15 protein-coding genes are annotated in these 16572 nt (G+C 71.4%); all 15 read right to left on the reverse strand.

What is annotated here, in order from left to right; translation table 11 throughout:
• Nucleotides 1-22: 22 nt before the first annotated feature.
• On the reverse strand, nucleotides 23-340 hold the full coding sequence (locus IPG61_06965) for a hypothetical protein (GenBank protein ID MBK6733820.1): 318 nt from the start codon (nucleotides 338-340) through the stop codon (nucleotides 23-25).
• Nucleotides 337-1095: a hypothetical protein gene (locus tag IPG61_06970; GenBank protein MBK6733821.1), complete on the reverse strand. Its 759-nt coding sequence runs from the start codon at nucleotides 1093-1095 to the stop codon at nucleotides 337-339. The genes IPG61_06965 and IPG61_06970 overlap by 4 nt, the downstream gene beginning before the upstream one ends.
• Nucleotides 1096-1205: 110 nt before the next feature.
• Nucleotides 1206-6140, reverse strand: coding sequence for a hypothetical protein (locus tag IPG61_06975; protein MBK6733822.1), 4935 nt, complete (start codon nucleotides 6138-6140; stop codon nucleotides 1206-1208).
• A 4-nt stretch (nucleotides 6141-6144) separates the two neighbouring features.
• Nucleotides 6145-6966 (reverse strand): hypothetical protein, encoded by an 822-nt coding sequence (locus tag IPG61_06980; GenBank protein ID MBK6733823.1) that lies wholly within the window; start codon nucleotides 6964-6966, stop codon nucleotides 6145-6147.
• 5 nt (nucleotides 6967-6971) lie between these two features.
• Nucleotides 6972-7547 (reverse strand): hypothetical protein, encoded by a 576-nt coding sequence (locus IPG61_06985; protein MBK6733824.1) that lies wholly within the window; start codon nucleotides 7545-7547, stop codon nucleotides 6972-6974.
• A gap of 11 nt (nucleotides 7548-7558) precedes the next feature.
• On the reverse strand, nucleotides 7559-8491 hold the full coding sequence (locus tag IPG61_06990) for an SH3 domain-containing protein (protein MBK6733825.1): 933 nt from the start codon (nucleotides 8489-8491) through the stop codon (nucleotides 7559-7561).
• Between the two features lie 56 nt (nucleotides 8492-8547).
• Nucleotides 8548-9204, reverse strand: coding sequence for a hypothetical protein (locus IPG61_06995; protein MBK6733826.1), 657 nt, complete (start codon nucleotides 9202-9204; stop codon nucleotides 8548-8550).
• Nucleotides 9201-9839: a hypothetical protein gene (locus tag IPG61_07000; GenBank protein ID MBK6733827.1), complete on the reverse strand. Its 639-nt coding sequence runs from the start codon at nucleotides 9837-9839 to the stop codon at nucleotides 9201-9203. The genes IPG61_06995 and IPG61_07000 overlap by 4 nt, the downstream gene beginning before the upstream one ends.
• 9 nt (nucleotides 9840-9848) lie before the next feature.
• Nucleotides 9849-11495: a hypothetical protein gene (locus IPG61_07005; GenBank protein ID MBK6733828.1), complete on the reverse strand. Its 1647-nt coding sequence runs from the start codon at nucleotides 11493-11495 to the stop codon at nucleotides 9849-9851.
• 23 nt (nucleotides 11496-11518) lie between these two features.
• Nucleotides 11519-12673: a DUF3570 domain-containing protein gene (locus IPG61_07010; GenBank protein MBK6733829.1), complete on the reverse strand. Its 1155-nt coding sequence runs from the start codon at nucleotides 12671-12673 to the stop codon at nucleotides 11519-11521.
• Complete coding sequence (locus IPG61_07015) at nucleotides 12658-12894, reverse strand: DUF4266 domain-containing protein (GenBank protein ID MBK6733830.1); 237 nt, start codon at nucleotides 12892-12894, stop codon at nucleotides 12658-12660. The genes IPG61_07010 and IPG61_07015 overlap by 16 nt, the downstream gene beginning before the upstream one ends.
• Nucleotides 12891-13424, reverse strand: a complete 534-nt coding sequence (locus IPG61_07020; protein ID MBK6733831.1) for a TlpA family protein disulfide reductase — start codon at nucleotides 13422-13424, stop codon at nucleotides 12891-12893. Before IPG61_07020 ends, IPG61_07015 begins: the two co-directional genes overlap by 4 nt.
• Before the next feature lie 12 nt (nucleotides 13425-13436).
• The gene (locus IPG61_07025; GenBank protein ID MBK6733832.1) at nucleotides 13437-15476 is read right to left on the reverse strand and encodes a PD40 domain-containing protein; all 2040 of its coding nucleotides are present in this window, start codon (nucleotides 15474-15476) and stop codon (nucleotides 13437-13439) included.
• Nucleotides 15477-15538: 62 nt separating this feature from the next.
• Nucleotides 15539-16147, reverse strand: coding sequence for a hypothetical protein (locus IPG61_07030; protein ID MBK6733833.1), 609 nt, complete (start codon nucleotides 16145-16147; stop codon nucleotides 15539-15541).
• Nucleotides 16144-16557 carry a hypothetical protein gene (locus tag IPG61_07035; GenBank protein ID MBK6733834.1) on the reverse strand — a complete coding sequence of 138 codons (414 nt, stop codon included), beginning with the start codon at nucleotides 16555-16557 and terminating at the stop codon, nucleotides 16144-16146. The genes IPG61_07030 and IPG61_07035 overlap by 4 nt, the downstream gene beginning before the upstream one ends.
• Nucleotides 16558-16572 lie beyond the last annotated feature (15 nt).

The raw sequence follows: 16572 nt of genomic DNA on the forward strand, positions 1-16572 counted from the left end.
CCGACCGCGTCCTGCCCGTCGACTAGCGCAATGGGATCGACTCGAATCGTGGGCAACCGGGCGGCGAGACAACGCGCAACCGCACCGGCGCCCGGAGACTTTCCAGGACCTCGAGGGCCCGCGGCCGGTACTGGCGCCCCGCGTCGTCCGCGAAGCGCAGGCGATCCCGCGAGGTGATGAACTGGACCTGCGGCGCCTCGATGTCGCCCTCGATGGTGATGGCCTCGAGCGTCCTTGCACGCTTGCCGGCATCATCGGAGTTCGTGGCGGCGTCGGCGCCCGCGCCCGCGAGGAGCGAGGTCGCGACCATCAACTGGGCCAGGCAGGTACGGCGACTCACGGCAGGACCTCCTGCACGACGGCCACGTTGCCGCCCAGCGTCTCGAACAGGCCGTCCGGATCCGCATCGTCCAGGCGACGGTACGCGGCGAGCCAGCGGCGCGCCGAATCGTCGTCGAAGAAGTAGACCGACTCGACGATGGCCAGGTTGTAGAGCGCGCCCGGCAGCGCCGGGTCCATCTCGCGCGCCGCGAGGAACGCCTCGCGCGCCTCGGCCGGACGCCCGGCGTACAGCAGCGCGATGCCGTAGTTGTTGCGGTCGGCGGCGCTGTCCGGCGCCAGTTCGGCGGCTCGCTTCGCATCGTCGAGTGCCGTCGTGAAGCCGTCGCCGCGCAGGTTCAGCCACGTGCGGGCGCGGGCCACGGCGGGATCATCGACCGCGCAGGGCGCCAGCGCCGCCGCGGCCTCGTCCACCTGGCCGAGCGCCTCGTGATGCACCGCAAGCGCCGCACGCACGGCCGGCGAGGCATCCTGGTGCGCCGAGAGCCACGGCTCCAGCAACGCAACGGCCTCGGCATGACGGCCCAGACGATACTGGCCGGCGCTCCAGCGCGTGACCTCGGCAGCCGGCGAAGAGATGGTCGGCGGCAGCGTATCGACGACGGCGGTCACCATCTCCCCGACGGGCGGCAGCGTGGCCTCGAGGACCGGACGCGCGCCGCCGGCGCAACCGGAGGCAACGGCCAGCAGGACCACCGTGGCAGGTCGCCAGTCCGGCGTGTGCCGGCATGCTGCAATTTTCACGGTCTCGCGCATCGCCTGCTTCCTCATCGTTCCCCATCGTTCCCACAAAGGGGACAATGGCAATCCTCATTGCCGGTGCGGCCCCCGGGCTGCAAGGGCCGTACCGCGGTGACCGCGGCCGCTCACGGGCGGGCCGATGCCGCCGCCAGCGGGTACTCCAGTTCGGGACGGTGCACGTAGCGGCGCGCCAGGCGCGGCCACAGTTCGGTCTCCGTGCGCGCGAGCCAGCCGCCCGGATCGCGGCCGCTGCTGCGATCAGCCTTGCGCAGCAGTTGCGCCCAGGCGTTCTCGCCGCGCTCGGTGAAGGTCCAGCTCTGCTCGCGCAGCACCTCGTCGTAGGCCGCGAGGTCATCGCCGGCCAGGCCTGCGGGACGCTCGCTCGCAAGCAGCGCCGTGCCCAGGTGCACGACCGCCTCGCCGATGCGATAGGCCGCCGCGTGCGCGTACTCGGGGTCGCCGCGATCGACGCAGCGGTTGAACAGGGCCACCACCGCTTCCAGGCTCTTGTTCTTGCGCTCGATAGACGCCGGCAGCGGCTGCGTCAAAGGCAGGGCGATGTAGTCGCGCAGGCTTTCCTCGGCCGTCAGGTAGTCGACCCGGGCCAGCAGCGAGGCATCTGCCTGGTCGGGATGCGCCTCGGCCAGGTCGAGGTACCGGCGCACGGCGGTCGCCGGCGCGGCGGCAGCCTTCTTCTTCGCGACGGGCCGGGTGACCAGCGTCGCGACCGGCGTGCCTTCGCGCGCGGCCCGGTCCAGCTCGCGCCGCGCGCGCGAGCCGGCGACGGCGAATGCCATCTCGGTGTCGTTCGGGAACCGCTTCAGGTAGTCGTCGCGCAGCGCCTCGGCCCCGACCGTATCGGCCGCCACTTCGCGCAGGTCGATCGCCTTGAGGAGCGCAGCCGGCGCATCCTCGCCGTCGGGATAGAGCTCGGAGAACCGCGCCCAGGCCAGCGAGGCGGACGCGGCGCGCCCGGCGGCCTCCTGCGACTGAGCAATGCGCACGGCGGCGTCGCGCCCGTAGGTGCCGCGCGCGTCAACAGCCACGATGCGTTCCCACGCCGCAATAGCCTGGTCGTGCTCGCCGGCCGCGGCATACCCGAGTCCGGCGCGGTAGAGCGCCAGCGAGGCGTGCTCATAGCCGGGCCAGCGGGTCGCGACGGCGAGATAGAGCGGGGCTGCGGCGGCAGGACTCTGCGTGCTGTCGACGGCGGCCGCGTTCTCGTAGGCGCACAGGGGAAGCACGGCGGCCAGTTCGGCAGCCAGCTTGCTGCGACCCGTCTTCTCTGCCAGTGCGAGTGCCTGTTCGTAGGCGGCGCCGGCGGCCGTGAAGTCGCGGCGACGATATTGCGCATCGCCGGCCAGGCGGGCCGCTTCGGGGGCGTGGTCGTCGGCCGGGTAGTTGCGGCTGAACGCGAGCAGGCGGCCGGCCGCGTCCTCGTCCCAGCCGTGCGCGTAGGCCACCTGGCCCTGGCGCCAGGCCAGTTCCGCGGCGTGTGCGCTGCCCGGATGCCGTGCCAGATAGTCGTCGCCCGCTTTCAGCAGCGCAGTCGCCAGCGGATCGTCGCCTGTGCCGCGACCCGCCGTGAGCGTGCTGCGGTACCACGCGTCGCGCACGGCCACCGCCTGCCAGGCCGCATCGGCGGCGAAGGTGGCGGTGTCGCTGCGGGCAGCGGCCTCGAAGTGGGCCAGTGCCTTCTCGTGGGCATGCAGGGCGCGCGCGGCCTCGCCCGCCTGGTAGTCCAGGCGCGGAGCTTCCGCGGCGTCGGGCCAGTGGGCGAGAAACGTCTCGTAGTGGTCCAGCGCGCGCGACCAGGCCGTGGTATCACGCCCGGCGCGGGCAGCCTGGTGCTCGAACACGGCGGCGCCCTCGTAGGCGCGGCGGGCGAAACGGTCGGCGCGTTCGCGCAGCGCCAGCGAATCGGTCGCTGCCAGCCACGAGCTTCCCGGCAGGAAGCGCGGCGCCTGCTCCAGGCGTGCCTTGCGCGCGGCCTCGCCCTTGCCGCCGCGCTCGAGTGCGCCGACCAGCCGCTCGGCTGCAGCCAGCGCGCCGGGACTTTCCGGATAGCGACGCAGCCAGAGTTCGTCGCAGGCCACGGCATCGTCGTCGAGGCTGTAGCGCGCGGCCTGGTCGGCCATCGCCGCCAGCGTGCGCTCGTCCCAGGGGCGGGCGCCGACGCGCTCGACATGGTCGGCAAACGCACGGGCGCCGCCGGCGCGCAGCAGCGCCTGCACCAGGTGGTCACCGGCCTCTTCACGCAGGTTGGCCGGTCCGCCGGCGTGCGGCACGGGCTGTCCGTCGCGGGTCACGGCGCCGTCGCCATCGCCGAGCAGGTCGAGCAGGCGGCTGAAAGCCACACCCGACTCCGCGAACCCGTCGTCGGCGAAGCGGGCCCAGCCCAGCTTGTAGAGGGCGATCGCCGCCAATGACGGGTCGTTGCCGCCGGCGGCATTCTCGTAGTGCGGGACCGAACCGGCGTGGTCGCCGGCATCGAAGCGGTCGTCGCCCAGGCGCAGCCAGGCCTCCTGCGCGCCCGCAGCCGCGGGATACTCGCGCACCAGACGGGCCAGCAGTTCCATGGCACCCGGCTGGCCACTGTCGGCCTTCAGCATGCCCAGGTTGAAGAGGACGGCGTCGCTGTGCGCGAAGGCGGGGTCATCGCGCAGGATCGCCTCGTAGAGGGCGGCGGCACGTTCGCCGTCGAACAGCGGCGCCATGGCGCGGGCGGCATCGGCGCCGGACTCGGCGTGGTCGAGATAGCCGGCCATGCGCGCCTGGAAGGCCTCGCGGGCACGGAAGAGGTCGAGGTCGGCGCGACGGAAGCGGGCTTCACTCAGTGTCGTGCTGTGCGGATGGCGGGTCAGGAACGTGTCCAGGCGCGCCGAAGCGAGTTCGCGGGCGGGCGCCACCAGGCCTGCCTGCTCGGCGGTGGCCGGGTCGGTGGCCACCTCGACGGCGCGCCAGTAGGCGGCATCGGCCAGGTGGTAATCGATGCCTTCGCGCTCGAGGGCCAAACGCTGACGACCGCGCCCGGCCACCGCGGCGGCAATCGCCGCGCGCGTCGACTGCAGCGAATCGGCCATCACGGACACGTGGGCGACGGCAGCGGCATGGGCCTGTTCGCGTCGGGCCAGTTCGGCGTCGGCCTGCGCCTGTGCCGTCAGGCTGGCCAGTTCCGTGGCCAGCGACGCGGTGCGGGTGGCGTGCGCCTCGAGGGTGGTGCGCAGCGCGCGGTTTCCCTCGACCAGGCGCGGTTCCCAGATCTCGCGCAGCGAGCGACCGAGCAGGCCCGGGGCGCGCGACGCGAACGCATCGTTGAACGATTCCATCTGCCCGGCCAGGGCCATCTCCTGGGCCAGCAACTCGCCGGCAGCCGTCGCATCCGCGGCCGCCGTGGCACGACGCGTGTCCTGGGGTCCGTTCACGTGGAAGTGGCGGATGGCCTCTGCGTAGAGGGCGTTGCGCCGGAGTTCCTCGTTCGCGGCCTGCGTACGTCCAGCGATGTCCGCGAGCGCCTGGTCATGCAGCGCCCGCAACGTGACGAGGCCGGCGGCCAGTCGCGACTGCAGCGCATCGAGGCGGCCGGCCAGCGCGGACAGGGTGTCGGCCTCGACCGCCGCGCGGAACTGCCCGCGCTCCAGGAACCCCAGCCGGCGATCGCGCTCCTGGAGTTGGCGATCGACGTCCCAGGCGCGCTCGGCGCGCTGCGCCTCGGCACGGGCCAGGCCGTCGCGCAGGCGGCGCCATGCGTCGAACTCGGCAGTCGTCGGCTGGTGGTCGGCGGCCGCGCCGGAACCCGCGGCGGCCGTGTCCGACTCGCGGCTCGCCTGGGCCTTCAGCAGCCGCGAGGGATCCGCCTCGGGCTGTCCGCGGAGGTCGAGCGCGGCCTCGGCCAGTGCGTCCAGCGCCGCAGCCAAGGCGCGCGTGTCCGGGCGCAGTTCGACATCCCAGGACTCGACCGCGGTCCAGGCCGACCACGCAGCGTCAAGGCCGCCGTCGCGCGCGCCGTCGGCCAGCGCCGCAAGCTCCGCCTGCTCGCGGCGCCAATCCGCCTCGGCGGCGGCATGATCGTCGGCGGCTGCCTGCCAGTCGCCCCGCGCACCGTACAGCGCGCCGCGCTCGAGCAGTGCCTGGCGACGGGTCAGGCCCGCGAGCTTGTGCGTGAGTGCTTCGTCGAGATGATGCAGCGCCGCCGTGGTGTCGCCGCGGTCCAGTGCCGTCAGCGCCAGCAGCCGGTGCGCCTGTCCCGCCAGCGGATCCGGCGTGGCGTCGCCGGCGGCGACCACGCGCTGCAGGTGCTGGTCCGGGTTCTCGCCTCGCGCCAGCGCCGCGCGCGCCATCTGCAGGCGCGCGGCAGCCACCAGCGCCGAGCCGGGCCCACCGTCGGTGTCGAGGTCCGCCAGGCGACGCAGGGCCGGCAGCGGATCGCGGCCGTCCTGCTGCAGGGCCAGGACCAGCAACTGGAGATGCATCGCGGCCAGATCGCCTTCCGGCTCGACTCGCGATAGAAGATCGGCCGCCGCCCCGGACTGGCCCGACTCCAGGAGCAGCGACGCTTCCAGGACGGCATCGGCGGGCAGCGGCCGGGAGCTTGAGGTCAGGGGATCGGCTTGAGTGGCGAGGCCTTCGCTCGCTGCATCCCACAGCGCCAGGTGCGCCAGCCACCGACGGTACGGCGACGCCGACGTGGCATCGGCGGCTGTGGCCGCCTTGTCGCGCAGCGCCTGCGGCCGTCCCAGGCGGCGTTCCAGTACGGCCAGCAGGAACGCGGCTCGGTCGGCACGCTCCCAGGCAGCGCCCGGCGACAGGTCCAGCCCGGCCAGCAGGTCGGCCGCACCGCGCAGGTCGCTGTCGCGCCAGAGCACGACGGCGCGCGCCAGCGAAACGTCCGCATGATGGAGCGTGTCGGTCGATGCCGTCGCCGGAGCGGCAAGGCCTGTCGGGACCGGCGCAACTGCCGACGACGCAGGACCGGCATGGCAGGCGACGACAAGCGCGATCGTCGCGATCGCGCACTTGCCGGCCGCGCGGCAATCGATGTTCGGGTGCAGGTCGGTCACGCGATCACCTCTGCCACACGACGGCGGCGGGAACGCCACCGTTGCGGCCGGAATCCGTTCCGCCGAGGTCGATTTCCAGGAACGTCAGGCGGTCACGCGGTGTTTCCACCGAGACCAGCGCCGGCGGCGCTTCCTGCCAGTCCCCGCCCTCGAACGCCAGGCTGAACTCGTGCGTGCGCGGCTCGACGAAGGCGTGATGCACCTGAGCCACGCCACCCTTTGCGAGCGCCGACCGCTGTTCCGGGGTGAAGTCCACCCGCCGGATCTCGTCGCCCTCGGTCAGCACGACCGCCTCGGGCGCCTCGCGGCCGACGAAACCGCCGACCACGACCACCAGGGCCGTACGCTGCTGGCCCAGGTAATCGGCCTCCAGCCAGGCCAGACGCTGCTTCTGGGCGGCCAGCAGGGAGTCCATCAGGTCGAGCTGGGCCTCGAGGTTCGCGATCTCCGCCACCGACTCCAGTCGTTCCCGCGCAGCCGAAGCGGCCTCCGCATCGCCCACCGTGTCGCGGGCCGCCGCCACTGCCGCAGCCATCTCGCGCAGGCGCAGCAGCCTCTCGTCCAGCAGTTCGGCGGAACCGTCGCGCGTCACCTTCACCAGCTGCCGCAGGCGATCGAGCTCCGCGCGCAGGAACACGCGATTCTCCTTCAGGAACACCAGGCTCGGCTGGTCGGGCTCGTCGACCTTCTGGCGCTTGACCTCGACGCGGTGCGAGACGCCGCCCGCCTCATCCCCGGCGGGAGCTGCCGCAATCGGGCCCGCAAGAGCCGCCGCCAGCGTGACGACAACCGCCATGGACGCGCTACCAGGAAACAGCTTGCTCATGGCGCCTAACCCTTCAGTGTGCGCAGCACTTCGCTGTTCGCGGCATCGATCACCACGAGCAGCGAGGGTGCGGTGTCCGAGACGTAGACCACGGTCCAGGTGGTGCCGTCGGGCCGGCGTTCGTTGAAGGCCCCGCGCACCAGGAGCATGCTCGCCAGGCGACCGCCGTTCTTGCGGCAGTAGTCGGCGGCGGCGCGGTCGGCGGCCTCGAGCGCCTTCCCGCTGTCGATCCACGGACCGGCGATGGGCGGCGCCTCGAAGTCGAAGCCCAGGTTCGCGGCCTCGACGATGCGGCCGTCGCGCACCGAGTACGCGCGCGACGCATCGGCCGCCCGGGAGCGGAAGAGGTAGCCCCAGCGAGCGGCGCTGCCATCGGCGCCCAGCGCCTCGTCGTTCTCGACGTAGACCAGCTCGGCGTCGGCAGCCCAGGTGCGGGCCGCTTCGCCGGCGATATCCAGCCCGGCCTGCGCCGCGAACGGCGTCGGCTCCCCGGCGTGGGCCCGCGGGGTCAGGACCATGCCGGCCAGTGCGCCGATGGCCAGCGCACAGGCAAGCAGGCGATTTGGTGCGAGATGCGGCATACCCGGTCCTCCTAGAACAGGAACGTCGAACCGACGCTGAACTCGTAGTTGGTGTTGCTGCGGCGCGCGCTGCCGACGCCCGATTCCATGTTGATGCTGCGGAAGGCGAAGACCGCCGCCGTGGACTTGCGCACGAAGAAGTCGATGCCGGCGCCGTAGTTCAGCGAGGCTTCGCTCATGCCTTCCATGATGGCGCTGCCGGCGCCGATGGTCAGGAACGGCACCATCTGCCGGCCGGGCAGCAGCTTCAGGTCGAGGCTCAGGGCGTAATAGAGCATGTGGAAATCCTCTTCCTCGAGGGCGAGGTCGAAGAGCGACTCCACGATCTCGGCCGGCCGCACTACGTGCGTCCAGCCGACGGTGCCCTCTAGGCCCACATATTCCAGCAGGTAGTAGCCCAGCCGCGTGCCGAGCACGACCGAGTTCGACTTGCGATCGAACGCATAGCCGCCGCTGTAGATAGCGAACGAGAAGCTGCCCGTTCGCGAGAACAGTCGCGGGTTCGGTCGGTACTCCAGGCCGGACATGTCGCCGAATTCCTCGCACAGCGAGGCGTGGATCCAGCCGGTATCCGTGGCCGACAGGCGGACGTTGTACCACTCGTCCTTCTTGGCGATGACGGGGAACGTCGAGTCGCCGGCGAAGACGCCGATCATCGCGTAGCCGTTGCCCGGTCCGGTGCGGACGATGTTCGTGGTGTCGCGGCGCAGGCGCACGCTGCGCTCGGTCAGCACGTACGGCTCGTTCAGGCTGACGGGCGCGGCCGCACGCGCAGGGGCCGCGAGCGTGATCGTCGCCGTTTCCGGCGGCGACACCGGGGCGACGGCCGCCACGACCGCAGCCGAGGCGATCGTCGAATCCGGAGCGGCCTCCGCCTGCGCGGCGGCCCGGACCGGCAGCCCGACGAGGGCGGCCACACCCAGCGCCAGACCGGCGATCCCCATCCGCGATTTCCCTCTGCGCATCATCCCTGCTCCTTCCGTCGACGCCGTAACGTCGACTACAGCGGCCACCGCCAGGCGATCTGCACGCGCGCCGACCAGGTGCTGAACCGGTCACGGTCCAGCTCGATCACGTCGCCGCGGCGATGGGCCGTTTCCAGCGCGAACGTCGAACGCTCGGCCTGTATGGCCGCAACCAGGCCGCGACCGAGCCGGCGCTGCACCTCGGCCGTGAAGCCGAGGCACCACTCATCCACGTCTTCGAAGGCGACGGTCACCGGGGCACCGCCGCCTGTCGCCACGACCAGTTCACCGGGCTCCCATCTCGCATGCAGGCGCCCGGCCTGGCCGCCGAGCCACACCTCGCAGCCGAGCGGCGAGGCCACGCGAACCAGGCCCACCGCCGACAGCGTCGACAACGCCACCTGCGGTTCATCCTCGACCTCCGGCAGGCCCGTGCCCTGCGAGGTTCCCGCGCGCCACGCGCACACGCCCACCGCGAACGGACCACGGCCGGCCAGCACGCGGCCACCCCACTGGGTGGCGGGGCGCGTGTCCCAGCGGTAGTCCGCCAGGTCCTCGTCCAGGCCCAGGCCGCCGGCCGTGGGACCGGCAGCCACCCAGGCGTCGACCTGGGCCACGGCGCGCGCCGGCGTTGTCGGCGGCGCGATGCCGAACACGAGCGCGAGGCCCGCCATCACTCCCTGGACGGTCAAGGCGCCTGGCCCGCCGGCGTCGCCGTCACGCGCAGCGGGTAGCCGCAGAAGAGCACCTGCGTCTCCTCGACCGCGAACGGCGTCACGACCAGCGAATCACGTCCGGCCGGCAGTTCCACTTCATCGCCCTCGCCCATGTACAGGACCAGGAACAGGCTGCGCGAGGCGGCCGAGTCGCCCGCGGCCGCGGTCAGACCCGCAGGCACCGGTGCCGAGAACTGCAGGTCCATCTCCTGCACCAGGTGGTCGAAGCCCGTCACGGCCTGGGTGGCGCGCCCCGCGGTCACGGAGTTCGCCAGGATGTGCTCGACGGTCAGTGCGCTCTCCAGCGAATGGTCTTCCGGGTCCAGCGAGACCATCGCCGGCGAGAGCGTCTCGCTGTAGCGAAGCTCGGCCACCACGAACCCGGTGCGGATGGCGCGGTAGGTGATGCGGCCACGGACGCTGACGTCGATCGGCTGGTCGGCCGCCACGGTCGCGCTCACGGCCGGCGCCGCCGACTCGAACTCGAGCAGCGTCCAGCGTTCGTCGATCGGCGGCTCGCCGAGGCAACCGCCGCAGGCCAGCAGCAGCGCCGCCGTCATCAGTTGCGCCGGCACAAGCGCCGCGCGCCTGAAATCGCTGTTCATGGACATCGCGCGCTCCTACTTCACCAGGACCATCTTGCCGGACAGCTTCCGGTCGCCGAATTCCAGGCGGTACAGGTAGACGCCGGCGCCGACGGTGGCGCCCGTATCGTCGCGCCCGTCCCAGATCGCTTCGTGCCGGCCGGCCGCCAGCACGCCGCGACCGAGCTGCCGCACCAGGCGGCCACGCGGGTCGTAGATGTTCAGCAGGTGCTCCGACGATTCACCGGACGGGATCGTGAAGGCGATGGTGGTCGAAGGGTTGAACGGGTTCGGCGCGTTGCCGAGCAGCGCCAGCCGCTCGGGCAGGCGACCCTGGCCGCCGGCGCCCAGGTCGGCCTCGAGCGTGAGGTGCGCTGCACCGCCGTCGGCGTAGGTCGATGCGGCCGTCAGCTCGAGCCGGTAGCGTCCGGCAGGCCAGCCGGAGCCGGCCTTGTCGGCCGGCAGGGCCACGACCTGGCGGCCGGCACCCAGCACGCCGGCCTGGTGACGACCCACGACGGCACCCGAAGCCGGGTCCACGACCTGGATGACGACGTCGGCGTTGTCGGTCAGCGTCACTTCGACGGCCGCCGTGCCGCCCTCACGCGCGACCGGCTGCAGCATCTCCACGCCCAGGCCAACGAGGCGCAGCCCGGAATTGTCGGCCCATTCGTCGACGATGACACCACGGCCCTCGCCCACGCGCTCGGTACGCCCGGTGCGATGGTCGGTGAGCGTGACGAACGGGACATGGAACGCGCGCGGACGCGTGATGCCGTCGGCCAGGCGCGCCACGGGCTCCAGATTCGCGGCGTACTTCACGACGGCACCGGTGCCCGGCGACGCCGCGTAGAGGTTGCCCCAGCGATCGGTATCGAGCGAGCCGACGGCGCCCAGTTCGTGGCGCCGCTCGCCCACCCAGGTCAGTTCGCTGCCGTTGTCGCGCAGGTGCACGAAGCGGCCGTTGTGCGCGTCGGCGACGTAGACGTCGTCGGTGCCGTTGGCGCCGTCGCGGCCGACGGCCAGGGCCAGTGGCCCGGCAAAGCGGCCGTTTCCGCTGCCCAGTCCGCCCAGCGAGCCGGTGCGCGTCGGGGTGTCGCCGGCCATGGAGAAGCGCACGATCTCGTTGCGGCCGGTGTCGGCCACATAGAGGCGATCGTCACGGTCGTCGAGCGGCGTGCCGGCGTCCGAGCAGGCGACGTCCCACGGCGCGCTCAGGCCGTCGATGCTGCAGATCGGCTCCAGGCGCAGTTCGTCGAACTCCGAGACGGCCCGGAAGACGAGCACGCGGTTGTTGCCGGTGTCGGCCACGAAGACGCGGTCGTGCCCGTCGGTGGCCAGGCCGCGCGGTTCGCGCAGCGGCCCGAAGGCCGTGCCGGCGCCGTCGAAGGCGGTCAGGTCGCGATCGGCCTCACCCAGCACCAGGCGGTTCCAGGCGGGATCCGACACGACCTGGAAGTAGTGCGACTCCAGGTACGGGAAGCGGTCATACACGTCGACGTGGCCCACGATGACGGTCGCCCAGGGCGTGCCGAACAGCTCGCGATCGACAAGCTGGCGCGTCGTCCCGCGCGTCAGGACGTCGACCCCGGCCTCGGCCAGGTACGGAGTGGGCGCAAACGTCCCGGCCGTCGCGGCCGAGGCGGCCAACAGGGCACCGGTGATGGTCAGGTTGCGGAACATGTCCGGCTCCTTTGCTCGGTCGCTCAGAAAGAGACACTCACCCCGGTCTCGTAGATGCTCGCCGTGAAGTTGTAGGAGTTGAAGTACCGCTCGTAGCCGAGCACGACCTGGACGTCGTGCAGGAAATTCCACCGCCGGGTCAGCGCACTGGGCGTCCAGGTGATGCGCCCGCCGAACAGGTGGGCCCCGAAGTCGCCCAGGCGGTAGTCGCCCGTGCGATAGCCATCGATGCCGTCAGTCAGGTCGTAGTCGTCGCTGTAGAACCAGGCCGCCGACTGCGTGTAGTACCGGTACCGGTAGGCAATCACCAGGTCGTCGGTCACGTACTGCGCCAGGCGCAGTCCCCAGGTGGACGACGAGACGTCCCAGTCGTCGCCGTAGAGCCGGTAGTCGGCCTTCAGGCTCGAACGGTTGCCGAGCCAGCGGCTGGCGCGCACGAACACGTCGCGCCGCAGGCGCTCGTCGGGATGCCGTTCGCGCACGATGGCGCCGCCGGCGTTCACGCTGCGGTACGGGTCGTGCTGCTGGCCGGAGACGCGGTCGAACTCGGCCCCCACGCGCAGGGTCGTCCGCGGGTCGAGGATGCGGGTCGCAACCAGGCTGCCGTGCATCGTGCTCCGGGTGGCCGGCGCGGCGGTGGCGCCGTCATCGGCCAGCGGCTCGATGCTGTCCCAGCCGTAGCTGAGCCCCGCCGCCAGGTTCAGGTTGTCGCCCTTAAGGTCGCGGTCCCAGCCGAACGACAGCATCTGCGCGAAGTAGTCGCTTTCCGACGAGACGTAGTAGCCCGACTGCACGTCCTTCCAGGCCACGGACCCCTGCAGCGCATTGCGCGTCTTGATGTAGTCCTCGTAGGGCTGGTCGGCGTCGGTGATGGGCCGGCTCGCCGTGGTGATGGCATCGACCGCCTCGGCACTGCCGCGCGGGGCGTCGATCGCGGGAATGATCACGATGTCGTGCGACCACTCCAGCGACGCCTTGAGCCCCGGCCGCGTGGCCAGTCCGTAGTCGACGAACATCGAGACGACGTCGACGCCGTTGACGTCGGAGAAGAAGTGCACGAGGTAGCCGGCCGTCTCGTCGTCCGGCGAGGGCAGCGCACGCGCCGGCGCCGCCGCCAGGCAGAGCCAGCCGGAGATCGCGACGATGCGCGCCAGTCTGCTTTCTACTTGCAGGCGCATCCGCCCCCCGCTCCGCCGACGCCGCCGGTCGAGCCCTCGCGCGCGTCAAGCCACTTCATCTCGCGCATCTGCGCACCGGTATCGGCCGACGAGACCATGATCGGGTCGGCGAGATGCTCCTTCTCGTAGGGGCGCACGGTGGCGCAGCCGGCCCCGGCCAGCAGGATCGGGAATGCCAGCGCCAGCCGCGCAGCCCTGCCGATGCCGCGCCGCCGGCTCACAGGCCCGCCCTTTCGTTCCGCACGGCCAGCAGCTGCTCCACGGCCTGGCGCATCCGCTTCAGCTCGCGCTCGCCGCTGCCCTGCACCTCGAGCACCACTTCGCCCTCGCGGTCGAGGACGTAGGTGGTGGGCACGGCCGGCAGGTCGAGCTCGCGCGCCAGGCCGTCCGGGCCGTCGTGCAGCACGGTCAGCGCCAGTTCCTGGTCCTCGGCGAACCGCAGGGCGCGGGCGCGATCGCTGTCGATCGACACCGCCACCACGCGCGCGCCGCGCGTGACCCACTCGGCGTTCCATTCGTCGAGCGTCGCCAGTTCGGTGCGGCACGGCGCGCACCAGCTGGCCCAGAAATTCACTACCAGGATCTCCCCGTCCCACGCCGCCAGCGTGGTGGGCAGCCCTTCGACCGTGGTCAGCTCGCGGACCCTCAGCCGGGCCGAGCGGTCGTCGGCCGTCGCATCGCCGATCACGGCGCCGCTGAGACCGGCGGCCAGGAACGCGCCGGCCACCGCCAGGAATGGACGTCTTACCATCGTTTTCCCGCCTTACCGGTACTGGGCGCCGAGCAGCACCCACAGGTTGAACATTTCCTTCTCTTCGTCGGTCAGCGGGTCGCTCTGCGGGTGCGGACCCTGGCCCGCCGCCTCGCCCACGCCCAGCACGTAGTCGATCAGGATCGAGCGCCGCGGGAACACCGGCTCCACGACCTGGCGCAGCGACGTCTCCGATTCGCCGGACAGGTTGATGTAGGCCCGCGGGAAGACGAGCTGCATGCGGCCGGTCGTGTCGGGCACGGCGGTCAGGTCCAGCCGCGCCGGCGCGAAGGTGGTATCGGTCACCGTCGCCCAGACGTTGCCCGGCATCAGCGTGTCGCGCTGGGCGTACGTCTCGACGTGGCACGAGGCGCACTTGGCTTCCACGATGGGCGCGATGTGGTCGCGGTAGTTGATCTGACGGTAGCCCGAGGCCGGCCCGGTCAGGTCGGTGGGCTCCTGGGTCAGGGCGTACGGATCGGGATTGGTGACCGATCCCGGGCCCGAGCCGCGCGGCTGGTGGCAACCCACGCAGGTGCGCTCCTGCACGCCGCGCTGCGCGTACAGCCAGGTCCGCTTGGAGACGAACCCGCGACCCTTGTCGTCGAGCGTGGCGAAGGTGAAGGGCACGCCGGCCGGCACCTTGAAGGCAAACGAGCCGTCCGGGTACACCGGCGCGTAGCCGATCAGGGCGCGGCGCTCGAACTCGTTCGCTGAGTAGTCGATCGGTTCGCCGGCCACGGTCGGCAAGCCGGCGATGATGGCGATGCGGTCGATCTGGTCGACGCCCTTGACCGGCACTTCCTGGCCGTCGTTCGTCGAGCGATTGAAGACGTCGGCACCCGAGAACACGCCCCAGGCCACGCTGTCGTCGCCCAGCTTCGCCTGCACGGGCGGCGCCGCGTGCGGGGCCAGCAGCTGCGCGTCGTACTCGTTCATCTGCGGGTCGTTGTAGAGGAACGTCAAGTCGTCGATCGAGATGGTGGCCGGGCTGGCGTCGGTGCCGGCGCCCTCCTGGCTCAGGTGGAACGTGTACAGGCCGTAGTCCACCTGCTCGTCCTCGGCGGCCGGCAGCGTGTAAGAGACCACATACTGCCCGTCACCCAGCGACATCGGGTACTTGAAGGCGCCGTAGGCCCAGGGCGCACCGTCGGTATTGACCTGCGGCGTCAGGCGATTCCAGTTGTGGTCGTGGTCACCGTCGGCAGGGTCGGCCGGGCCGGCCTCGAGCTTCAGCACGGCGATGGGGCCGGCGTCCTCGTTCACCATCGTCGACTCGATCGCGATGATGCGGCCGTCCGGCGTCGGCTGTGCGTGGAAGAAGTTGCGGTTGTGCGGCCCGAACTCGTGGAACGGCCGCGTGCCGTCCTGGCCGCAGAAGAACAGCGGGAAGCGGTTGAACGTCCCGAAGTGCTCCCAGCGCGTGTAGACCACGCGGCCGTCCGGCATGAGCGTCGGATCGAAGTCGTCGCTCATGTTGAAGCTGACCTGCTTGAGTCCGCTGCCGTCGGCATTGCAGGTGTAGAGGTTCTCGGACGGCGAGTGGTTGTACTCGTCCATGAATCCGGCCCGGCTGCTGGTGAACATGATCGAGCCGTCGGGCAGATACAGCGGGTCGAAGTCGTGGCCGCCGCCGCTGGTCACCTGGCGCAGCCCGGTGCCGTCGCCGCCGATCTCCCAGATGTTGCGCTGACCCTGGCCGGGCGCCCGCATCGAGAAGAGGATCTTCTTGCCGTCGAACGACACGCAGGGGTCGCTGATGCTGGCGCCGGTGAACGAGGTCAGTGGCGTCACGACGCCGTCGGGCGAGATGGGCGCCAGCTTGTAGAGGTTACCGCTCGCCCAGCTGCGGTTGAGCGTCTCCTCGCCGTCGGTCTTGACGAATACCAGCGCGTGCGTGGTCTCTGCCTGCACGATGACGTCATCCGGCGCGTTGCGACGGCAGCCGCCGGTCGTCAGCACGGCCGCCGTCGTCGCCAGTGCCGCCAGGGCGATGACCGCCCGTGTCCGGCGACCCTTCCGGGTCCTGTTGATTCGCAGGTTGCGGTTCATGTTGCACTCCCTGACGGTGTCCGGTCGCACAAGGGTTGGGGCCGCACGCGGCCGCTTCCCGTTCAGCTGCCCAGCTTCCTGTAGAACACGATGCCGGCCGTGTACTCGCGATAGGTGTAGGTTGCGGTGCCTTCGCGTCCGGCCTCCTGGCCGAACACGGTGGCTGCGCGCATCTCGCCGCGCAGCGCAACGTCGTTGCGCAGGTAGATCTCGAGCCCGCCGCCGTACGTCACGGCGTTCTTGGTCACAGGATCGGCCTCGATGGCCCGACCCGGGTACACCGTCATCATGCCGTAGCCGGCAGTGAGGTACGGCTGCACGCGCCAGGGCAGTGGTTTGCGCACGACGGCGTTGAAGGTGTGGAGCAGGGCCTGCAGCGAGGAGGTGGGGTTGTGGCCAAGGGCCACTTCCCACGCCAGCCACGGATTCGGGTTGTAGGCCAGGCGCAACGCGAACAGGTCCTCGTCGCCCAGCCGGCCGATGCCCGGGCTGAAGGCGAAGGCGCGCAGGAACTGGCGCGGACCCGGGCTGACGCGCAGCCCGGCGCCCTTCATCTCGGGCACCAGCCACTGCAGTTCCGTCTCGGCCGTCGGCGCCTGCGCGCGCACTTCAGGCACGGCACCCAGCAGCAGCGAGCAGGCGACAGCGGAGATGAGCGTGCGGCGGATCATTCGCGCACCCCCGCGGAGACCCAGGCGAGGATGACCTGGTAGTCGGGATCGGCGGTGGAATCGAAGATGCCGCCGTCGCCATGGCCGGCGTGCGCCGTGCCGCCGGCCGTGACGGCCAGCGGCTTGAGCAGCAGCGGACTCGCAGCCGGATCGTCGCCGTTGGCCTGCAGTACCGCCTGTTCGAAGTCGAAGGCGAAGTTCTTGTCGCCGGCCGGCGAGAGGGCAAACGTGCCGCGGATGCCGCCGCCATGGCAATCGAGGGTGTCGCATCCACGCGATGTGAAGACCGGCGCCACGCTCGCGGCAAACACGGCTTCGTCGTAGATGTAGGCCGTGCCGCCGCCCGGCGGCGGCGGCGTCACCGGGTTTGCCGTGTGGCAGCCGGCAGCCAGCACCAACCCGATCGGCAACGCGCATCGCGCGCC

The organism is bacterium, assembly GCA_016703265.1.
GTDB lineage: Bacteria > Krumholzibacteriota > Krumholzibacteriia > LZORAL124-64-63 > LZORAL124-64-63 > CAINDZ01.